The organism is Novosphingobium sp. SG919 (assembly GCF_012932495.1).
Classification (GTDB): Bacteria; Pseudomonadota; Alphaproteobacteria; order Sphingomonadales; family Sphingomonadaceae; genus Novosphingobium; species Novosphingobium rhizosphaerae.
Genome location: NZ_JABCNG010000005.1, coordinates 83,535 through 99,818, shown reverse-complemented (window position 1 = coordinate 99,818; position 16,284 = coordinate 83,535). Strand labels below are relative to the sequence as shown.

General features: G+C 66.0%; 18 protein-coding genes and 1 tRNA gene. 12 read left to right on the top strand and 7 right to left on the bottom strand.

Annotated elements, in window-relative coordinates; genetic code table 11:
- The first annotated feature begins 4 nt into the window (after nt 1-4).
- Complete coding sequence (infB, locus tag FHT19_RS18395; RefSeq protein WP_211184972.1) at nt 5-2,674, top strand: translation initiation factor IF-2; 2,670 nt, start codon at nt 5-7, stop codon at nt 2,672-2,674.
- A 78-nt stretch (nt 2,675-2,752) separates the two neighbouring features.
- Complete coding sequence (locus FHT19_RS18390; RefSeq protein ID WP_248290550.1) at nt 2,753-3,127, top strand: hypothetical protein; 375 nt, start codon at nt 2,753-2,755, stop codon at nt 3,125-3,127.
- A 9-nt stretch (nt 3,128-3,136) separates the two neighbouring features.
- On the opposite strand, the gene FHT19_RS18385 is transcribed toward FHT19_RS18390, so the two are convergent.
- A complete protein-coding gene (locus FHT19_RS18385; RefSeq protein WP_169476267.1) occupies nt 3,137-3,781 on the bottom strand; it encodes a glutathione S-transferase family protein in 645 nt (214 codons plus the stop codon).
- A gap of 177 nt (nt 3,782-3,958) precedes the next feature.
- A complete protein-coding gene (locus FHT19_RS18380; RefSeq protein WP_168557762.1) occupies nt 3,959-4,303 on the bottom strand; it encodes an RcnB family protein in 345 nt (114 codons plus the stop codon).
- 210 nt (nt 4,304-4,513) lie between these two features.
- Between FHT19_RS18380 and rbfA the strand changes: the two genes are divergently transcribed.
- The 8 genes from rbfA to pnp all read left to right on the top strand — a co-directional run bounded on the left by rbfA (nt 4,514) and on the right by pnp (nt 11,151).
- Entirely contained in the window at nt 4,514-4,918 is a 405-nt protein-coding gene (rbfA, locus tag FHT19_RS18375; RefSeq protein WP_168557763.1) for a 30S ribosome-binding factor RbfA, read from the top strand.
- Nucleotides 4,919-4,936: 18 nt separating this feature from the next.
- Nucleotides 4,937-5,539 (top strand): thymidine kinase, encoded by a 603-nt coding sequence (locus FHT19_RS18370; protein ID WP_169476266.1) that lies wholly within the window; start codon nt 4,937-4,939, stop codon nt 5,537-5,539.
- Between the two features lie 10 nt (nt 5,540-5,549).
- Nucleotides 5,550-6,098: a GNAT family protein gene (locus FHT19_RS18365; RefSeq protein ID WP_169476265.1), complete on the top strand. Its 549-nt coding sequence runs from the start codon at nt 5,550-5,552 to the stop codon at nt 6,096-6,098.
- Entirely contained in the window at nt 6,095-6,787 is a 693-nt protein-coding gene (locus tag FHT19_RS18360; protein ID WP_169476264.1) for a site-2 protease family protein, read from the top strand. The genes FHT19_RS18365 and FHT19_RS18360 overlap by 4 nt, the downstream gene beginning before the upstream one ends.
- A gap of 115 nt (nt 6,788-6,902) precedes the next feature.
- Nucleotides 6,903-7,301 (top strand): DUF6491 family protein, encoded by a 399-nt coding sequence (locus FHT19_RS18355; RefSeq protein ID WP_169476263.1) that lies wholly within the window; start codon nt 6,903-6,905, stop codon nt 7,299-7,301.
- Nucleotides 7,302-7,345: 44 nt separating this feature from the next.
- Nucleotides 7,346-8,245, top strand: a complete 900-nt coding sequence (gene truB / locus FHT19_RS18350) for a tRNA pseudouridine(55) synthase TruB (RefSeq protein ID WP_169476262.1) — start codon at nt 7,346-7,348, stop codon at nt 8,243-8,245.
- A gap of 21 nt (nt 8,246-8,266) precedes the next feature.
- Nucleotides 8,267-8,536: a 30S ribosomal protein S15 gene (gene rpsO, locus FHT19_RS18345; RefSeq protein WP_022677134.1), complete on the top strand. Its 270-nt coding sequence runs from the start codon at nt 8,267-8,269 to the stop codon at nt 8,534-8,536.
- Between the two features lie 296 nt (nt 8,537-8,832).
- On the top strand, nt 8,833-11,151 hold the full coding sequence (pnp, locus tag FHT19_RS18340) for a polyribonucleotide nucleotidyltransferase (protein ID WP_168557769.1): 2,319 nt from the start codon (nt 8,833-8,835) through the stop codon (nt 11,149-11,151).
- 76 nt (nt 11,152-11,227) lie between these two features.
- Here the strand turns inward: pnp and FHT19_RS18335 are convergent, their stop codons facing one another.
- The 4 genes from FHT19_RS18335 to FHT19_RS18320 all read right to left on the bottom strand — a co-directional run bounded on the left by FHT19_RS18335 (nt 11,228) and on the right by FHT19_RS18320 (nt 14,433).
- Nucleotides 11,228-11,635 carry a hypothetical protein gene (locus tag FHT19_RS18335; protein WP_168557770.1) on the bottom strand — a complete coding sequence of 136 codons (408 nt, stop codon included), beginning with the start codon at nt 11,633-11,635 and terminating at the stop codon, nt 11,228-11,230.
- A 102-nt stretch (nt 11,636-11,737) separates the two neighbouring features.
- Nucleotides 11,738-12,310: a hypothetical protein gene (locus FHT19_RS18330; RefSeq protein ID WP_168557771.1), complete on the bottom strand. Its 573-nt coding sequence runs from the start codon at nt 12,308-12,310 to the stop codon at nt 11,738-11,740.
- A gap of 158 nt (nt 12,311-12,468) precedes the next feature.
- Complete coding sequence (locus FHT19_RS18325) at nt 12,469-13,596, bottom strand: GGDEF domain-containing protein (protein WP_169476261.1); 1,128 nt, start codon at nt 13,594-13,596, stop codon at nt 12,469-12,471.
- Between the two features lie 102 nt (nt 13,597-13,698).
- A complete protein-coding gene (locus FHT19_RS18320) occupies nt 13,699-14,433 on the bottom strand; it encodes a GcrA family cell cycle regulator (RefSeq protein ID WP_168557773.1) in 735 nt (244 codons plus the stop codon).
- Nucleotides 14,434-14,524: 91 nt separating this feature from the next.
- Between FHT19_RS18320 and FHT19_RS18315 the strand changes: the two genes are divergently transcribed.
- Nucleotides 14,525-15,445, top strand: a complete 921-nt coding sequence (locus FHT19_RS18315; protein WP_168557774.1) for an ABC transporter permease — start codon at nt 14,525-14,527, stop codon at nt 15,443-15,445.
- 69 nt (nt 15,446-15,514) lie between these two features.
- Here FHT19_RS18315 and hspQ read toward each other — a convergent pair whose 3' ends face one another.
- Nucleotides 15,515-15,907 (bottom strand): heat shock protein HspQ, encoded by a 393-nt coding sequence (gene hspQ, locus FHT19_RS18310; RefSeq protein ID WP_168557775.1) that lies wholly within the window; start codon nt 15,905-15,907, stop codon nt 15,515-15,517.
- Between the two features lie 162 nt (nt 15,908-16,069).
- Between hspQ and FHT19_RS18305 the strand changes: the two genes are divergently transcribed.
- Nucleotides 16,070-16,159 (top strand) — tRNA-Ser (locus FHT19_RS18305).
- Nucleotides 16,160-16,284 lie beyond the last annotated feature (125 nt).

Here is a 16,284-nt window from a genome sequence, read left to right as displayed (position 1 = left end):
TTCGATGAGCGATAGCGACAAGAAGCCGACACTGGGCCGCAGGCCACTGGGCCTGAAGACCGCAGTTGAGGCCGGAGAGGTCAAGCAGACCTTCAGCCATGGTCGCACCAACAAGGTGGTGGTCGAGGTCAAGCGCCGCAAGCTGGTGCCCGGCGGGCAGCCCGCAGCCGCTGCGCCGGCAGCCGCCGCCCCTGCCGCGGCGCCGCGTCCGGCTGTGCCTGCAGCCCGCGCCCCGGTCGTGCCGCCGCCCCCGCCGCCGGTCTCGCCCACCGCATCGCGCGAAACGCGCCAGGAACTGCAGGCCCGCCTGCTGCGCCAGGCCGAGGAAGCCCGCCTTGCTTCGCTCGAAGCGGCCAACCGCCGCGAGCAGGAAGAACGCCTGCGCGCGATCGAGGACGAGCGCCGCCGCGCCGAGGAAAAGGAAGCGGCTGCCAGGGCTGCTGCCGCGCAGGAAGCCGGCGAGGTTGAACCTGCCCCGGCTGCGCCGGTTGCCGAACCCGCCCCGGCCGCTGCGCCGTCGGCGCCCGAGCCTGTCGCTGCTGCCGCTGCGCCCGCCGCCGAGCCGGAGGCATCTGCCCCGGCCGAAGAATCGGCCCGCCCGGCCGCTGCGCCCGTGGCGGCTGCCGCTCCGGCTGCGGCCAAGCCGGCTGCTGCTGCTCCGGCGCAGGCCGCCGTGCCCGCACCGCGTCGCTTCACCCCGGTTGTGGCGCCCAAGCGCCCCGAACCGGCCAAGAAGCCGGCCCATGCCCCGCGCGACAAGAACGCCAACGACCGCCGCCAGGCGGGCAAGCTGACCGTGACGCGCGCGCTCAACGAAGACGAGGGCGCCCGCGCCCGCTCGCTCGCCGCGCTCAAGCGTGCCCGCGAAAAGGAACGTCGTGCGCACTTTGCCGGGCAGACCCAGCAGCGTGAAAAGCAGGTGCGCGACGTGGTCGTGCCCGAGGCGATCACCGTGCAGGACCTCGCCAACCGCATGGCGGAAAAGGCTGCCGACCTGATCAAGGCGCTGTTCAAGATGGGCATGATGGTCACCATCAACCAGACCATCGACCAGGACACCGCCGAACTGCTCGTCACCGAATTTGGCCACAACATCCAGCGCGTGAACGAAAGCGACGTCGACATCGACACCGCTTCGGACATCGATGCCGAGGCGTCGCTCAAGCCGCGTCCCCCGGTCGTGGCGATCATGGGCCACGTCGATCATGGCAAGACCAGCCTGCTCGACGCGCTGCGCGGCACCGACGTGGTGCGCGGCGAAGCCGGCGGCATCACGCAGCACATCGGCGCCTATCAGATCAAGACCAAGGGCGGTGACTACATCACTTTCCTCGACACGCCGGGCCACGAAGCCTTTACCGAGATGCGCATGCGCGGTGCCAACGTCACCGACATCGTCATCCTGGTGGTGGCGGCCGATGACGGCATCATGCCGCAGACGATCGAGGCCATCAACCACACCAAGGCGGCCGGCGTGCCGATGATCGTGGCGATCACCAAGGCCGACAAGCCCGAGGCGAACCCGCAGAAGATCCGCGAGCGCCTGCTTGAGCACGAAGTGATCGTGGAAGACATGTCGGGTGACGTGCAGGACGTGGAGGTTTCCTCCAAGACCGGCGCCGGGCTCGACACGCTGATCGAGAAGATCCTGCTCCAGGCCGAACTGATGGAACTGCGTTCCAACCCCGATCGCGCCGCCGAGGCGACCGTGATCGAGGCCAAGCTCGACAAGGGCAAGGGTCCGCTCGCCACCGTGCTGATCAACCGCGGCACGCTGCATGTGGGCGACATCCTGGTGGTTGGCACCCAGTCTGGTCGCGTGCGGGCCATGCTGGATGACAAGGGCCGCCAGGTGAAATCCGCACCGCCTTCGCTGCCGGTCGAAGTGCTGGGTATCGGCGGCGTGCCGATGGCCGGTGATACGCTCACCGTGGTCGAAAACGAAGCCCGCGCCCGCGAAGTGGCCGCCTACCGCCAGGAAAAGGCAACCGCCAAGCGCACCGCCGTGGCTCCGGCAAGCATCGAGAACATGTTCTCGGCACTGGCTGCCAAGCAGACCGTCATCGAATATCCGGTGGTGATCAAGGCCGACGTGCAGGGCTCGACCGAAGCGATCGTCAATGCGCTCAACCGCTTGTCGACCGACGAGATCAAGGTCCGCATCCTGCAATCGGGCGTGGGTGCGATTACCGAGAGCGACGTGGGCCTGGCCCAGGCATCGGGTGCACCGATCGTGGGCTTCAACGTCCGTCCCAACGCCAAGGCGCGCGAGCTGATCGAGCGCAACAAGGTGCGGATGAAGTACTTCGACGTGATCTACCAGCTGACCGACGACATCGCCAAGGAAATGGCGGGCGAGCTGGGTCCGGAACGCATCGAAACCGTGGTCGGCCGTGCCGAGGTCAAGGAAGTGTTCCCCGCCGGCAAGAAGGACAAGGCCGCAGGCCTGCTGGTGCTGGAAGGCTATATCCGCAAGGGCATCCACGCCCGTCTTACCCGCAACGATGTCATCGTTTCCAAGACGACCATCGCGTCGCTCCGTCGCTTCAAGGACGACGTGGCCGAAGTGCGCGCCGGGCTGGAATGCGGTGTGGTGTTGCACGACACCAACGACATCAAGGCTGGCGACATGCTGGAAGTGTTCGAAGTGGAAGAGCGCGAACGCACGCTCTGATCTTCGGATCGGTTATCAAAAGGGCGGCTTTTCCTGTTGGAAAGGCCGCCCTTTCTTTTGGCAGACGGGAGCAGGCGGTTGGCTAAAGCAAGGGATATTGCAGGCGGGGCGGAATGGAACCCGGCGCAAGTGCGCACCTGGCTGGAAAGCCGCATGGCGGCGGCCGCGCAGGAGCAGATCTATGCCGATCGCAAGGGCCGCGACTACCGCGACGACTACGACAAGGCCGCCGCCGAGGGCTACGTCTGCGGCATGGCCCGCCGCAGCCCCAGCCTAGAAGACCAGGCCAGCTTCGTTGCGTTTCTGACCACGCAATTGGCCAAGGACGACTATCTTCTGGCCGGGGTGAACGATGACCGGCGCTTCGAGCGCGAGGTGCGCGCTTGCCTGCGCAAGCTGATCAAGCAGGCCAAGGCGAACGACGGGTTCGCCAATCTCGCACATTTCCAGTAACCGCCACCTTCACGCGTTGCGTTGCGCCACGGCTTGCTGGGCGGCAAAGGCACGGACGAAGGCCGGGCGTTGCTCGCCCCGCGCGACATAGGCGGCGAGGGGGGCATGGGCATCGAGCAGGCCGGAGCCCGAAAGGCGGCGCAGCACGGCAACCATCACCAGATCGGCAGCGGAGAACGCACCGTCGAGCCAGGTCTTCTCGCCCAGATGGTGGGCGAGCTGCGCCAGGCGCGCCGCCACCCGCGCGTCGAGCATGGCCAGGCGCTCGGCATGCCAGGGCTTGTCCACCTCCAGCAGCAGGGCCATGCTGCGCTCCACGATCGGCGGCTCCACCGTGGCAACGGCCGCGAACAGCCAGGTGATCGCGCGGGCGCGGGCCTGCGGCTCTGCCGGCAGCAGCTCGCCATGGCGTTCGGCAATATGCAGCACGATGGCGGCGGATTCGAACAGCACCAGCCCGTTTTGCTCATAGGTCGGGATCTGGCCGAACGGATTGCGCGCCAAGTGCGCGGGCGCCTTGAGCTCAGCGAAAGTCAGCCGTTGCACGGCGTGCGGCTGGCCCACTTCTTCCAGCGCCCAGCGCACCGCCATGTCGCGCGCCAGGCCCCGGCCGCGATCGGGCGAATTGGCAAAGGCGGTGACGATCGGTTCCATGCCAGGCAGCATCGCACCAATCGTCCGTCCGATCCAGCCGGTCCGCTGCCGCGATAGCCGATTGGTTGGGCAAGGCGTGCGTGGCGCTTGCCCGGCGGCGGGGTTTTGCGCCTTCGGGCAAGCAAAAAGGGCGGCCCCTTGCAAGGCCGCCCCTTCTTATTCCGATCGGGGGAGCGATCAGAAGTTGTTGGCGATCACCGAGGCGATCACGCCGGTGCCGATGGCGACCAGCAGCGCGTCATTGCCCGAGCGCACCCAGTGGTAGCCGCGCGGCGGCGGGCCGAGGCGGCGATACTGGCGATAGTCCACCACGCGGTAGTTCGGCGCGCGGCGCGCTTCAAAGCGCTGGCCCTTGCGGAACGGATTGCCGGCCTGCATGCGGTTGGGGCCGGGGCGGGCCGGACCATGGGCGGCGGGGCCACGGCGGTCGTCGTGGCGATCGTCGCGGTGCTGGGCCAGGGCCGGCGTTGCGGCGGGCAGGGTGATCGCAAGCGCGATCAGGGCAGAGGAAAGCTTGTTCATGACGGTCCTTTCATGTCATGCCGGAAGCACTCTGCCTTAACCCCGCAACGTGGTTGCGGCTCCCGAAACAAATGTCTGATTTTGTATCCGCTTTGTAACGCTGGGAGACATGGCGCGGGGGCCGGCCGTGCCGCCTTGGCATGAAATCTTCACCGGCAATCGTGCACAGGTTCTGGCGCAATCGTGGCCAATGCCCCATATAGGCCGGCGATGAACCGACAGAATGCCTCTCCCGAACAACGCTCCGTCCGCCTGCTCAAGGTGGGGGAGCAGGTGCGCCACGTGCTTTCCGAACTGCTCACGCGCCAACTCGTGCACGACGATGTGCTGTCTGCCCACACCGTTTCGGTAACGGAAGTGCGCATGTCACCCGATCTGCGCCACGCCACCGTTTTCATCAAGCCGCTGCTGGGCGAGGACGAGGATATCGTGCTCAAGGCGCTGCGCACGCACACCGCCTATTTCCAGAAGGAAGTGGCCGGCCGGCTCAAGCTGAAATATGCCGCGCGGATCAAGTTCCTGGGCGACGAAAGCTTTGACGAGGCGAGCCGGATCGACGCTTTGCTGTCCGATCCGAGGGTGCAGCGCGATCTTTCGGGCGAGGCGGAGGGCTGAGCCCCCGCGGGCGGCGCCATGGCCAAGCTCTATTTCTATTATGCCAGCATGAATGCCGGCAAATCCACCAACCTGCTCCAGGCCGCGTTCAACTATCATGAGCGCGGCATGGCCACTATGCTGTGGACCGCTGCGCTTGACGACCGGGCAGAGCATCTCGGACCGGGGCGGGCCATCGCCAGCCGCGTGGGTCTTCATGCCGACGCGCATCGTTTTTCGTCCGACACCGACCTGTGGCAGGCGGTGAGCACGCAATTGGCACAGGCGCCGCTGGCGTGCGTGCTGGTGGACGAAGCCCAGTTCCTGACACGCACGCAGGTTTGGCAACTGGCTGATCTGGCTGACCGCGCCGGGGTGCCGGTGTTGTGCTATGGCCTGCGCACCGATTTCCGCGGGGACCTGTTCGAAGGTTCGGCCGCGCTGCTGGGCCTGGCCGACAGCCTGGTGGAATTGAAGGCCGTGTGCCACTGCGGGCGCAAGGCGACGATGAACTTGCGCGTCGATGCCGCCGGCCACCCGGTGCGCGAGGGCGCGCAGACCGAAATCGGCGGCAACGAACGCTATCTTTCCCTGTGTCGCGCCCATTTCAGCGCGGCCATGCGCCCGGATGAACGCCTATGAGCTTTGGCCAATGAGCGACGAACTTTATGTGCCCCTGGCCGAGGGCAACCTGGCGTTGGAGCCGCTGGCGGAGCGCCATCGCGAGGGGCTGCGCGCGGCCTGTGCGCAGGATACGGAGATCTGGGCGGTCTATCCGCACAACTATCTGGGTGCCGATTTCGATGTGCAGTTCGATCGCCTGCTGACCAGCGCGCCGCAGCGGCGGGTCTATGCCGTGCTGGCCGATGGCGGGGTGGCGGGCATGACGGGCTGGCTCGAACATGGCGCGCCGGGCTGGTCGATTGAGATCGGCAACAGCTTCATCGTGCCGGCGCTGCGCGGCACGGGCTTCAATGGCCGGCTCAAGCGCCTAATGCTCGACCACGCCTTTGCCTGCGGGCTGGAGCGCGTGGTGTTCAAGGTCGATCAGGTGAACGCCCGCAGCCAGGCGGCGGTGCGCAAGTTGGGCGCGCAGACCGAAGGGGTGATGCGCCACGAGCGCCGCACCTGGACCGGGCGGGTGCGCGATACTGTGCTGTTTTCGCTGCTGCGCCAGGAATGGGAAGAGGCACGGGGATGAACGAGACGCTTTATACCGTCGCCACCCTGGCGGTGCCGATGATCGTGGCCATCGTGTTTCACGAAGTGGCCCACGGCCGCATGGCGCTGCTGCTGGGCGATCGCACCGCAAAGGATCTGGGGCGGCTGAGTTCCAATCCGCTGCGCCATGTCGATCCGGTGGGCACGGTGATCCTGCCGGGCATGCTGGCGCTGGCCCATGCGCCGGTGTTTGGCTGGGCGCGGCCGGTGCCGGTGGACGTGCGCGGGCTGCCCCGGCCACGCCGGGCGATGATGCTGGTGGGCGCGGCCGGGCCGGCGATGAATTTCGCGCTGGCGGTGGCGGCGGCGCTGGCCATCGGCGTGCTCGCCCGGTTTGTCACCGTGCCGGGCGCCGTGGCGCAGTTCGTCGCCGCCAACCTGGTCAATTTCCTGGCGATCAACCTGTTTCTCGCCTGCTTCAACCTGATCCCGCTGCCGCCGTTCGATGGCTCGCACATTGTCGAAGGGCTGTTGCCCGAACGGCTGGCGCCCGGCTATGCCCGGCTGCGGCCGCTTGGCTTTCCGGTGATCCTGTTGCTGCTGATCGGGCTGCCCTGGTTGTTTCCCGGTATCGATCCGTTGCGCACCGTGATCGATCCGCCGGTGAATTGGTTGGCGGATCGCTATCTCGCCCTGGCCGGCCTGGTGGCCGGGCGGCCGCTCGCTTGAATCCCGTTTCGGGCTGAATGGAATTTCAGCTTGGTCGCGATTTGTCGCGCCGCGCTTGATGCGGGCGGCGGGCTTCCCATGTCGCATGCATGATTTTACGCATGGAGCAGATCTGATGATCCGCAACGCACTGTTCGCCGCGCTGGCCCTGGCTGCCACGCCGGCACTCGCCCAGGCGCCCGCCGCGCCGGCCCCGGCAACGGCCGAAGCCTCGATCCCCTTCGTCAACCATGGCGGCATCCAGGATTGGCGCGCGCAAGGTGACAGCACCCTGTACGTGCAGGACCAGCACCGCCAGTGGTACCGCGCCACGCTGATGGCGCCGGCATTCGACCTGCCTTTCGTGGAAACGATCGGGTTTGATGGGCGCGGCACCGATACGTTCGATCGCTTTGCCAGCGTGCTGGTGCGCGGGCACAGCTATCCGGTGCAAAGCCTGGTCAAGGTGGATGGCCCGCCCTCGCGCGTGGCGCCCAAGGCTGCGCACACTGCAAGCAGCAGGCCCGCCGCCTGAGCCTTGCTTGCGCCGGTCGGCTTTGCCCCCTAGGGGGCAGGCCCATGGCAGATGGCTGGATCATTCTCGACAAGCCGCTGACCCTGGGCTCCACCCAGGGTGTGGCGGCGGTAAAGCGCAATGCCCGCACGCGCGGCTTGGGCAAGGCCAAGGTGGGCCATGGCGGCACGCTCGATCCGCTGGCCACCGGCGTGCTGCCGATCGCGCTGGGCGAGGCGACCAAGCTGTGCGGGCGGATGCTCGACGCCAGCAAGACTTATGCGTTTACCGTGGCGTTCGGCGCGGAAACCGACACGCTCGACCTGGAAGGCGCGGTGATCGGCGAAAGCCCGGTGCGCCCTGCGCGCGCTGCGCTCGATGTCGCGCTCGCCACGTTTACCGGCCCGATCGTGCAAGTGCCGCCGGCCTATTCCGCGCTCAAGGTGGATGGCCAGCGCGCCTATGACCTGGCCCGCGCGGGCGAAACGGTGGAACTGGCGGCGCGCAACGTCACGATCCACGCCTTGCGCGTGCTGGAAACCACCGGCCGCGCAGATGCGCTCGACAGCGCGACGCTGGAAGCCGATGTTTCCAAAGGCACCTATGTCCGCAGCCTGGCGCGCGACTTGGCCCTGGCGCTGGGCACGCGCGGCCATGTGACCATGCTGCGCCGGTTGAAAGCCGGGCCGTTCACGCTCGATCAGGCGATTTCGCTGGACAAATTGAACGAATGGGGCCAAGGGGCGCCCCTTGAGAACGTGATCTTGCCTGTGGAGGCAGGGCTGGTCGACATCCCGGCTCTTGACCTCAACCCCGAACAGGCCGGGGCGGTCCGACAGGGCCGCGTTCTATCGGGGTTGCCCTTTCCTGACGGGCTGTGGTGGGCGCGATGCGGCGGCAAGCCGGTCGCGCTGGTCATGCTGGCAGGCGGCGCCTTGCGCGTTGAACGGGGTTTCAATCTATAGCATGTCGCGGAGTGAATACTTATGTCGGTGACCCCGGAAAAGAAGCAGGAAATCATCCAGGACAACGCGCGCGCCGCCGGTGATACCGGTTCGCCCGAAGTTCAGGTGGCCATCCTCACCGAGCGGATCGTCAACCTCACCGAACACTTCAAGGGCCACCACAAGGACAACCATTCGCGTCGTGGCCTTCTGCAGATGGTGAACAAGCGTCGTTCGCTGCTCGACTACCTGAAGAAGAAGGATGTCGATCGCTACAACGCGCTGATCCAGAAGCTTGGTCTGCGTAAGTAAGTTCACAGACGGCCCGCCCCAGGCGGGCCGTTTTGCTTCAAGGTCCGCCAGCAAGGCTGGCCGCGGCCGCCCCAGGCGGGCGGTTTTGTATTTGATCCTCCGTCACGGTGGATCGACCAGGATGGGCTGCGAGCCGATGCAAAAGGCATTCGGCATCCCTGCAATCCATGGTAAGGCAAAGGGGCCTTGCGCAATTCGGCGCGGGCTCTGTGGGGCCAAGCCCCAGACCGGACCGGGACGGTATCCCCGGCAGCAAATCCCGCCGGCAATAGGGCCTGCGGGCCGAAGGAAAATTCATGTTCGACGTCAAGACCGTATCGCTGGAGTGGGGCGGAAAGACCCTCACCCTGGAAACCGGCCGTATCGCACGCCAGGCTGATGGCGCGGTGCTGGCCACTTATGGCGAAACCGTGGTGCTTTGCGCCGTGACCGCCGCCAAGTCGGTGAAGGAAGGCCAGGACTTCTTCCCGCTCACCGTGCACTATCAGGAAAAGTTTTCGGCCGCCGGCCGCATCCCCGGTGGCTTCTTCAAGCGTGAACGCGGCGCCACCGAAAAGGAAACGCTGGTTTCGCGCCTGATCGACCGTCCGGTGCGCCCGCTGTTCCCCGAAGGCTTCTACAACGAAGTCAACGTCATCGCCCAGGTACTGAGCTATGACGGCGAGACCGAACCCGATATCGTCGCGATCATCGCCGCTTCGGCCGCGCTGACTATCTCGGGCGTTCCCTTCATGGGCCCGATCGGCGCAGCGCGCGTCGGCTTCAAGGATGGCGAATACCAGCTCAACCCGTCGCTGTCGGAAGCTGCCAGCGGCCGCCTCGACCTGGTCGTTGCCGCTACCGACACCGCCGTGATGATGGTGGAATCGGAAGCCAAGGAACTGACCGAGGAAGAAATGCTCGGCGCGGTGGTCTTTGCCCACCAGGAAAGCCGCAAGGTCGTCGGTGCGATCATCGAGCTGGCCGAAAAGGCTGCCAAGGATCCTTGGGAAATCGACCTGTCGGACAACACGGCCGACATCAAGGCGAAGCTCAAGAAGGGCGTCGGCGCCGATATCGCCGCTGCCTATCGCCTGACCGACAAGTCGGCCCGCTCCAACGCCCTGAACGAAGTGCGCGCCAAGGCCAAGACGCTGTTTGCGGATGAAACCCCGCAGACGCAGATGGTGGCGATCAAGACGCTCAAGAAGCTGGAAGCGGAAATCGTGCGCGGCGCCATCCTCAAGGACGGCCAGCGTATCGACGGCCGCACGGTCACGCAGGTCCGCCCGATCGAATCGATCGTCGGCTTCCTGCCGCGCACCCATGGCTCGTCGCTGTTCACCCGTGGCGAAACCCAGGCCATCTGCACCACCACCCTTGGCACCAAGGATGCGGAGCAGATGATCGACGGTCTCGACGGGCTGACCTACCAGCGCTTCATGCTGCACTACAACTTCCCCCCCTATTCGGTGGGTGAAGTGGGCCGCTTCGGCGCTCCGGGTCGTCGTGAAGTGGGCCATGGCAAGCTCGCCTGGCGCGCGCTCAACCCCGTGCTGCCCACCAAGGACGAGTTCCCCTACACGATCCGCGTGCTCTCCGACATTACCGAATCCAACGGCTCCTCGTCGATGGCCACGGTGTGCGGCGGCTGCTTGTCGATGATGGACGCCGGCGTTCCCATCGCGCGCCCGGTTTCGGGCATCGCCATGGGCCTGATCCTGGAAGGCAAGGACTTTGCCGTCCTGTCGGACATCCTGGGTGACGAAGACCACCTGGGCGACATGGACTTCAAGGTGGCCGGCACCAGCGAAGGCATCACCTCGCTGCAGATGGACATCAAGATCGCCGGGATCACCGAGGAAATCATGCGCAAGGCCCTGGCCCAGGCCAAGGAAGGCCGCGCGCACATCCTGGGTGAAATGACCAAGGCGCTGGGCACTGCCCGCACCGAACTGTCGGCCCATGCCCCGCGCATCGAAACGATCCAGATCGACAAGTCGAAGATCCGTGAAGTGATCGGCACCGGCGGCAAGGTCATCCGCGAAATCGTCGCGGAAACCGGCGCCAAGGTGGACATCGACGACGAAGGCCTGATCAAGATCTCGTCTTCGGATATCGCGCAGATCGAAGCGGCCAAGGCTTGGATCCTCGGCATCGTCGAAGAACCCGAAGTGGGCAAGGTTTACAACGGCAAGGTTGTGAACATCGTCGATTTCGGCGCTTTCGTGAACTTCATGGGTGGCAAGGACGGCCTCGTCCACGTGTCGGAAATGAAGAACGAGCGCGTGGAAAAGCCGGGCGACGTCGTCAAGGAAGGCCAGGAAGTCAAGGTCAAGGTCCTCGAGATCGACAACCGTGGCAAGGTGCGCCTGTCGATGCGCGTGGTGGACCAGGAAACCGGCGAAGCGCTGGAAGACACCCGCCCGGCGCGCGAACCGCGTGAACCGCGCGGTGACCGTGGCGGCGATCGCGGTGACCGGGGCGGCGATCGTCGTGGCCCCCGCAGCGATCGCGGTCCGCGCCGCGATGGCGACCGTGGCCCCCGCCGCGAAGGTGGCGACCGCCCGCGTCGCGACCGTGACGAAGGCCCGGCCCCCGATCACATGCCGGCGTTCCTCAAGTCTGACGACTGAGGACAAGCCAGCCTGATGGCAACAAGGAAGGCTCGCACCCACCCGGTGCGGGCCTTTCTTGTATGAGGACGCTGCGTCAGGGTTTGATAGCCGGCACCGCAAGCGGGCTGGCGGGCGTGCACTTGGCGTGGGCATCGCGCTCTATCCGTCCCATGACGCCCAGCGTCATCACCTGGTGATCCGCAAGCATGCCGGTTCGCGGATCGAACGTGATCCGTCGTTGCTGGCTCGGCCAGGAGACATCGGCGAGCCTGATCGGCACGGCATGGCGCTGCGCGATGGGATAGGTTTCATTCGCGGTGCAGCGGTCATAGCAATAGGTGCCGGCCAAGAGGTCAGCATGAAAGGTCAGCGCATAGGGCAGGGTGCGCGGCGCCTGGGTGCCGACCTGCAAGGTTTCCGAACCGCTGCAGGCCTCGTCCAGCCGTGGCGCGGCGTGGGCGGCGATCGGGGCAAAAGCAAGCACGGACAACAGGATCTTCATGGCAATCTCCGTGCCTTTCGATCCCGATGCGAGCCTAGCAGATTTTCCCGTTTGCAAAAGAGTGGCGGTCACGATGAAGGCGCACGCCTCGCTTTGGCCAAGCTATTGGAATTCCTTCCCGAAGAAGGAATCGATATTGAACCACAAGGTCAATTCCTCGCCGCTATCCTGCGCGCTCTTGACCGTCATGACGTCGAAATTGTGGCCCTCGACATTGGACAGCGCCTGCCGCGTGGTCTTCATCCCACCCAGGGCCAGGAACGCATATTCCTCGTCGATGGTCACCGCGTTGAACGCATCCTGCGCGCTCTTGCCGGAATGGCCGCCCATGATCGAGCGGATCAGGCCATCGATGATGGTCTTTTCCTGCGCCGCCTCCGCCGTGCGGCCCAGCTTGATCAACGCCATGCGCGCCACGGCATGGGCAAACATGTCGACCCACACGTCCTTGAGCCGTGCCTGCGCCAGCGCGAGGCTCCGCGCGGGTGCGCTGTCGAGCGCGGCATCTGCCTTGGGCAGATCGTCCCAGCGCGGAAAGGCATAGTGGTGGCTGATCGCGGCCTGTTGGCGCAGGAACAGATAGTCCACGTCGGCAGCACCGCTCTGGGCGCGGGCAATGGCCGCCTCATAGCCCTGCCGATCGAACGCCTCCTTGGCCAAACCTGTCTGAGGCACGGCCCAAGCCAGAAGGGCAACCGAGACTGAGGCGCAGAACTTGAACCATGGGTTTGGATAAGGCACGGACGCGCTCCCTTCGATCGGCAGGGTGCCATCACAGGCCTTGGGCAACAAATACATATCGCGCCAGATCGGCGTGATCGCGACGCGATTGGCTATCTGGTCACTGGCCACGCGCGGTCGGTCAGCATCACGCGATTGCGGCCGCCGCCCTTGGCAGCGTAGAGCGCCCCGTCCGCGGCGGTCAGCGCGCTTTCCAGGTCGCCACAGGCAATGGCATCGGCGATACCACCTGAAAACGTCACTGGCCCGAACGGCACGTCGGTGGTGCGATTGATGAGGCGGCGTTCCGCCATCCTGGCGCGCGCGGAATTGAGCAGCGCCAAGGCCTGGCCAGGGCTGCGGCCAGGAAACAGCACGCCGAATTCCTCCCCACCGATCCGGCCCACGATGCAGCCGGCCTCGCGCAGCACGCCCAGGGTTTCTGCCACCACCTTGAGCACGCGGTCGCCGGCAGTGTGGCCGTGCCGATCGTTGATCCGCTTGAAATGGTCGATGTCGACCACGCCCAGGCACAGCGGCGCGGCTGTGGCGCGGGCTGTCTCCAGCGCCTGGGCGAACTGGCGTTCGAACGCGCGCCGGTTGGCCAAGCCGGTCAGGTGATCCTCATCGGCCACCCGCTGCACTTGTTCCAGGGTGCTCTGCAGTTCGGCCGTACGCTTACGGCTGGCGGCCAGCTCGGCATGCAACTGGCCTGCCTGCGCCAGCATGGCGCGCGTCGCTTCGGCCAGGCTGCGCACCAGCGCCTTGTCGGCGCCCGCCTTGGCCATTTCTCCCAGGTGCGCTTGCAGGCTATCGGCAAAATCGCCGCTCGCCTGCATGGCGCCATGGGTGCTGCGATCGAAGGCGGTCAGGCTTTCGCGCACATGGCACAGTAGCGTGACGAGCTTTTCGGCCGCCAGGTCTTGCGCGGGATGGCGCAGGGCTTGCTCCAGCCAGGCAAGGTCCACCGGCAGGCCGGCACCGATCCGCTGAATCAGCAGTTCGGCCAAGCGCGGATTGGCCCCGGTCACGCAATCGTGCGCCATGACCAGGGTGAACGGTGTGATCGGCAGGTCGTGATCGATCAATAGCGCGGCGAGGCGCGCCAGCAGCGCCCGGCGCGCCGCAAGCGTTTCGGCCACGCCGGCCACGTCGGCAGACGCGTGCGGTTCAGGGCCAAGGCCCAGCCTGTGCCACAGGCGCTGGAAAGGGCTCTCTGCCCACCGGTCTTGCTTGGCCATGCGCGCCAGAACGACAAGGCCGCGTCCCGGTTAAGGGCGCGGCCTTGCGTTATTTTCGGCAATGGTACGACGGGGCCCGGCGGCTATGCCAGGCCCCGTGGATCAGCGCACGCGCGGGCCGCCAAACGGCATCGGCGGGGGCGGGCGGCGATGGCCACGCGGCAACTGCGCCTGATAGGCGCGGCCGCAGTGTTCCACGCAGTAAGGGAAGCCAGGGTTCACCTTTTCGCCGCAGAAATGGAAGTCCGGCTCGCCCGGGTGCCCCATCGGCCAGCGGCAGATGCGATCGTTGAGATCGAGCAAGCTGGTCTTGTCGGCGATTTCCGGGCTCGGGCGTGCGGGCACTAGGCGGCGCGGCGGCGCGGGCGGGATCGGCGCTTGCTGGTCGCCAGGGCCTTGGCGCAGGAAGCCGCCAGGGCCGACCGAAACCACGCGCGGTGCAGGCGGGGTGGGTGCGTCCGTCGCCGGCGCAGCGCTGGCAGGCGCCGGGGCGGCGGGGGCTGCCGGGGCAGGGCGGGCCACCGGGGCGGCCGGGGCCGGGCGCGCTTCCACCGGCGCGGGCGCCGGGGCAGGCTTGGGCGCTGCCGGACGCGCTTCCACCGGCGCTGGCGCCGCTGCGGGTGCAGTCGGCTTGGCCGGCTTGGGCGCCGCGGCGGTCGCCTCGGTCTTGTCGTTGGCCTTGACCGGGGAAGGCCGCGCCTTCAGCCCCAGCCTGTGGGCCTTGCCGATCACGGCGTTGCGGCTGACCCCGCCAAGTTCCTCGGCGATCTGGCTGGCGGTGGCTCCGCCTTCCCACATCTTGGTCAGTTTCTCGATCCGCTCGTCGGTCCAGCTCATCCGTTCGAAAACCTTTGCATGGGCCAAGGGGATTGCCCCTTGCCCTTTCATTGTCTTGCCATCGGCCCGTGCGCGCGATACCGCGCAGCCCATGGCCAATCAATTCCCGTCTCCCACCGGAGAAACGAAACCGCTTGACGCCGGCAACACCTTTGCAGGCGCCGCCGCCGGTCATGCCTATGGGCATCTAGCCGGTTTCCCGCCGCCCGGACAGCCGATTTTCCGCAGCTTCAATAGTGTCGGGCTCTGGACCCTCTATATGAAGGAGGTGCGGCGGTTCTTCAAGGTGCAGACCCAGACGATCTGGGCCCCGGCCGTAACCACGCTGCTCTACCTGATGATTTTCACGCTCGCGCTGGGTGGTGGCGGCCGCGTGGTGCTGGGCGTGCCCTTCGCCAGCTTCGTGGCCCCGGGCCTGATCGCCATGGGCATGATCAACAATGCCTTTGCCAATGCCAGCTTTGGCCTGCTGGGCGGCAAGATCCAGGGCACCATCATCGATTACCTGATGCCGCCGATTTCCGAAGGCGAACTGCTGGCGGCCATGGTCGGCGCGGCGGTGACGCGGGCGATCCTGGTGGGCCTGGCCGTGGCGGCTGCGATGATGTTCTGGCCGGGCGTCTCGCTCGTGGTGCGGCACCCCTGGGCGGTGGTATGGTTCGGCCTGATGGGCGCGATCCTGCTCTCGCTCATCGGGGTTGCCACCTCGCTTTGGGCGGAAAAGTTCGATCACAACGCGGCGGTGACCAATTTCATCATCACCCCGATGTCGATGCTGTCGGGCACGTTCTACGTGATCGACCGGCTCGCGCCGGCGTTCCAGACCGTGAGCCGGATGAACCCGATCTTCTACGTGATCTCGGGCTTCCGCTATGGCTTCCTGGGGCAGAGCGACATCGGCAGCAGCAACATGGCCGTGCTGCACGGCGCGATCGGCCTGGGCGTGCTCAACCTGGTGCTGGGCCTTATTGTCTATGGCCTGCTGCGCTCGGGCTGGAAGCTCAAGGCCTGAAATTTTCACGGATACGAAAAAGGGCGCCGTTCCCATGGGAAAGGCGCCCTTTTTCGTGTACCGCGCAGATCAGTGCGACAGGCTGCGCCTTAGCCGATAGCGCCCGTCGGTAAAGCCTTCGAACATCTCGCGCAGCGAGGGATGGTCGACCGGCCCGGCTTCCGCATCGGCCGCCAGGTTCTGCTGGCTGACATAGGCGACGTAGCTGCTCTCGTCGTTCTCGGCGAGCAGGTGGTAGAAGGGCTGCTCGCGCATCGGTCGCATGTCTTCGGGAATGGATTCGTACCATTCCTCGCTGTTGGCAAAGACCGGGTCGATATCGAAGACCACGCCGCGAAATCCGAACAGGCGGTGGCGCACCACATCCCCGATCGCAAAGCGTGCCTCGCTTACCGCCGGAACGGAAATCTGGCGGCCGGCCTGGGGCGAAAAGTAACTGGTATTTTCGGCAAAGATCGACATGGGGTGAATATAGGTTTGCGGCAGGTGCGAAACAAGCAAGGCTTTTGGGGAATATGCGCCTGGGGATAACTCCTGTTTCCTCTTGGCAAGCCCGGAATCGTGCGCTAGTGGCGCGGTCCTCGACCGGGGCGGCGCCAGCGCCGCCTTCACACGGCACTTCATGGAGAGGTGGCAGAGTGGTCGAATGCGCCGCACTCGAAATGCGGTGTACGGGCAACCGTACCGTGGGTTCGAATCCCACCCTCTCCGCCATGTGCCCCCTCCGGCAGCGCGCTGGGCTACCCTAAAATACGACGCAAGGTTCGGAAAAATAGACGTTTTTTCGAAACCTCCTATTTTCGCTGGGCGAGCCGTTGAAGTGCGAAGTGTGGGCTGGA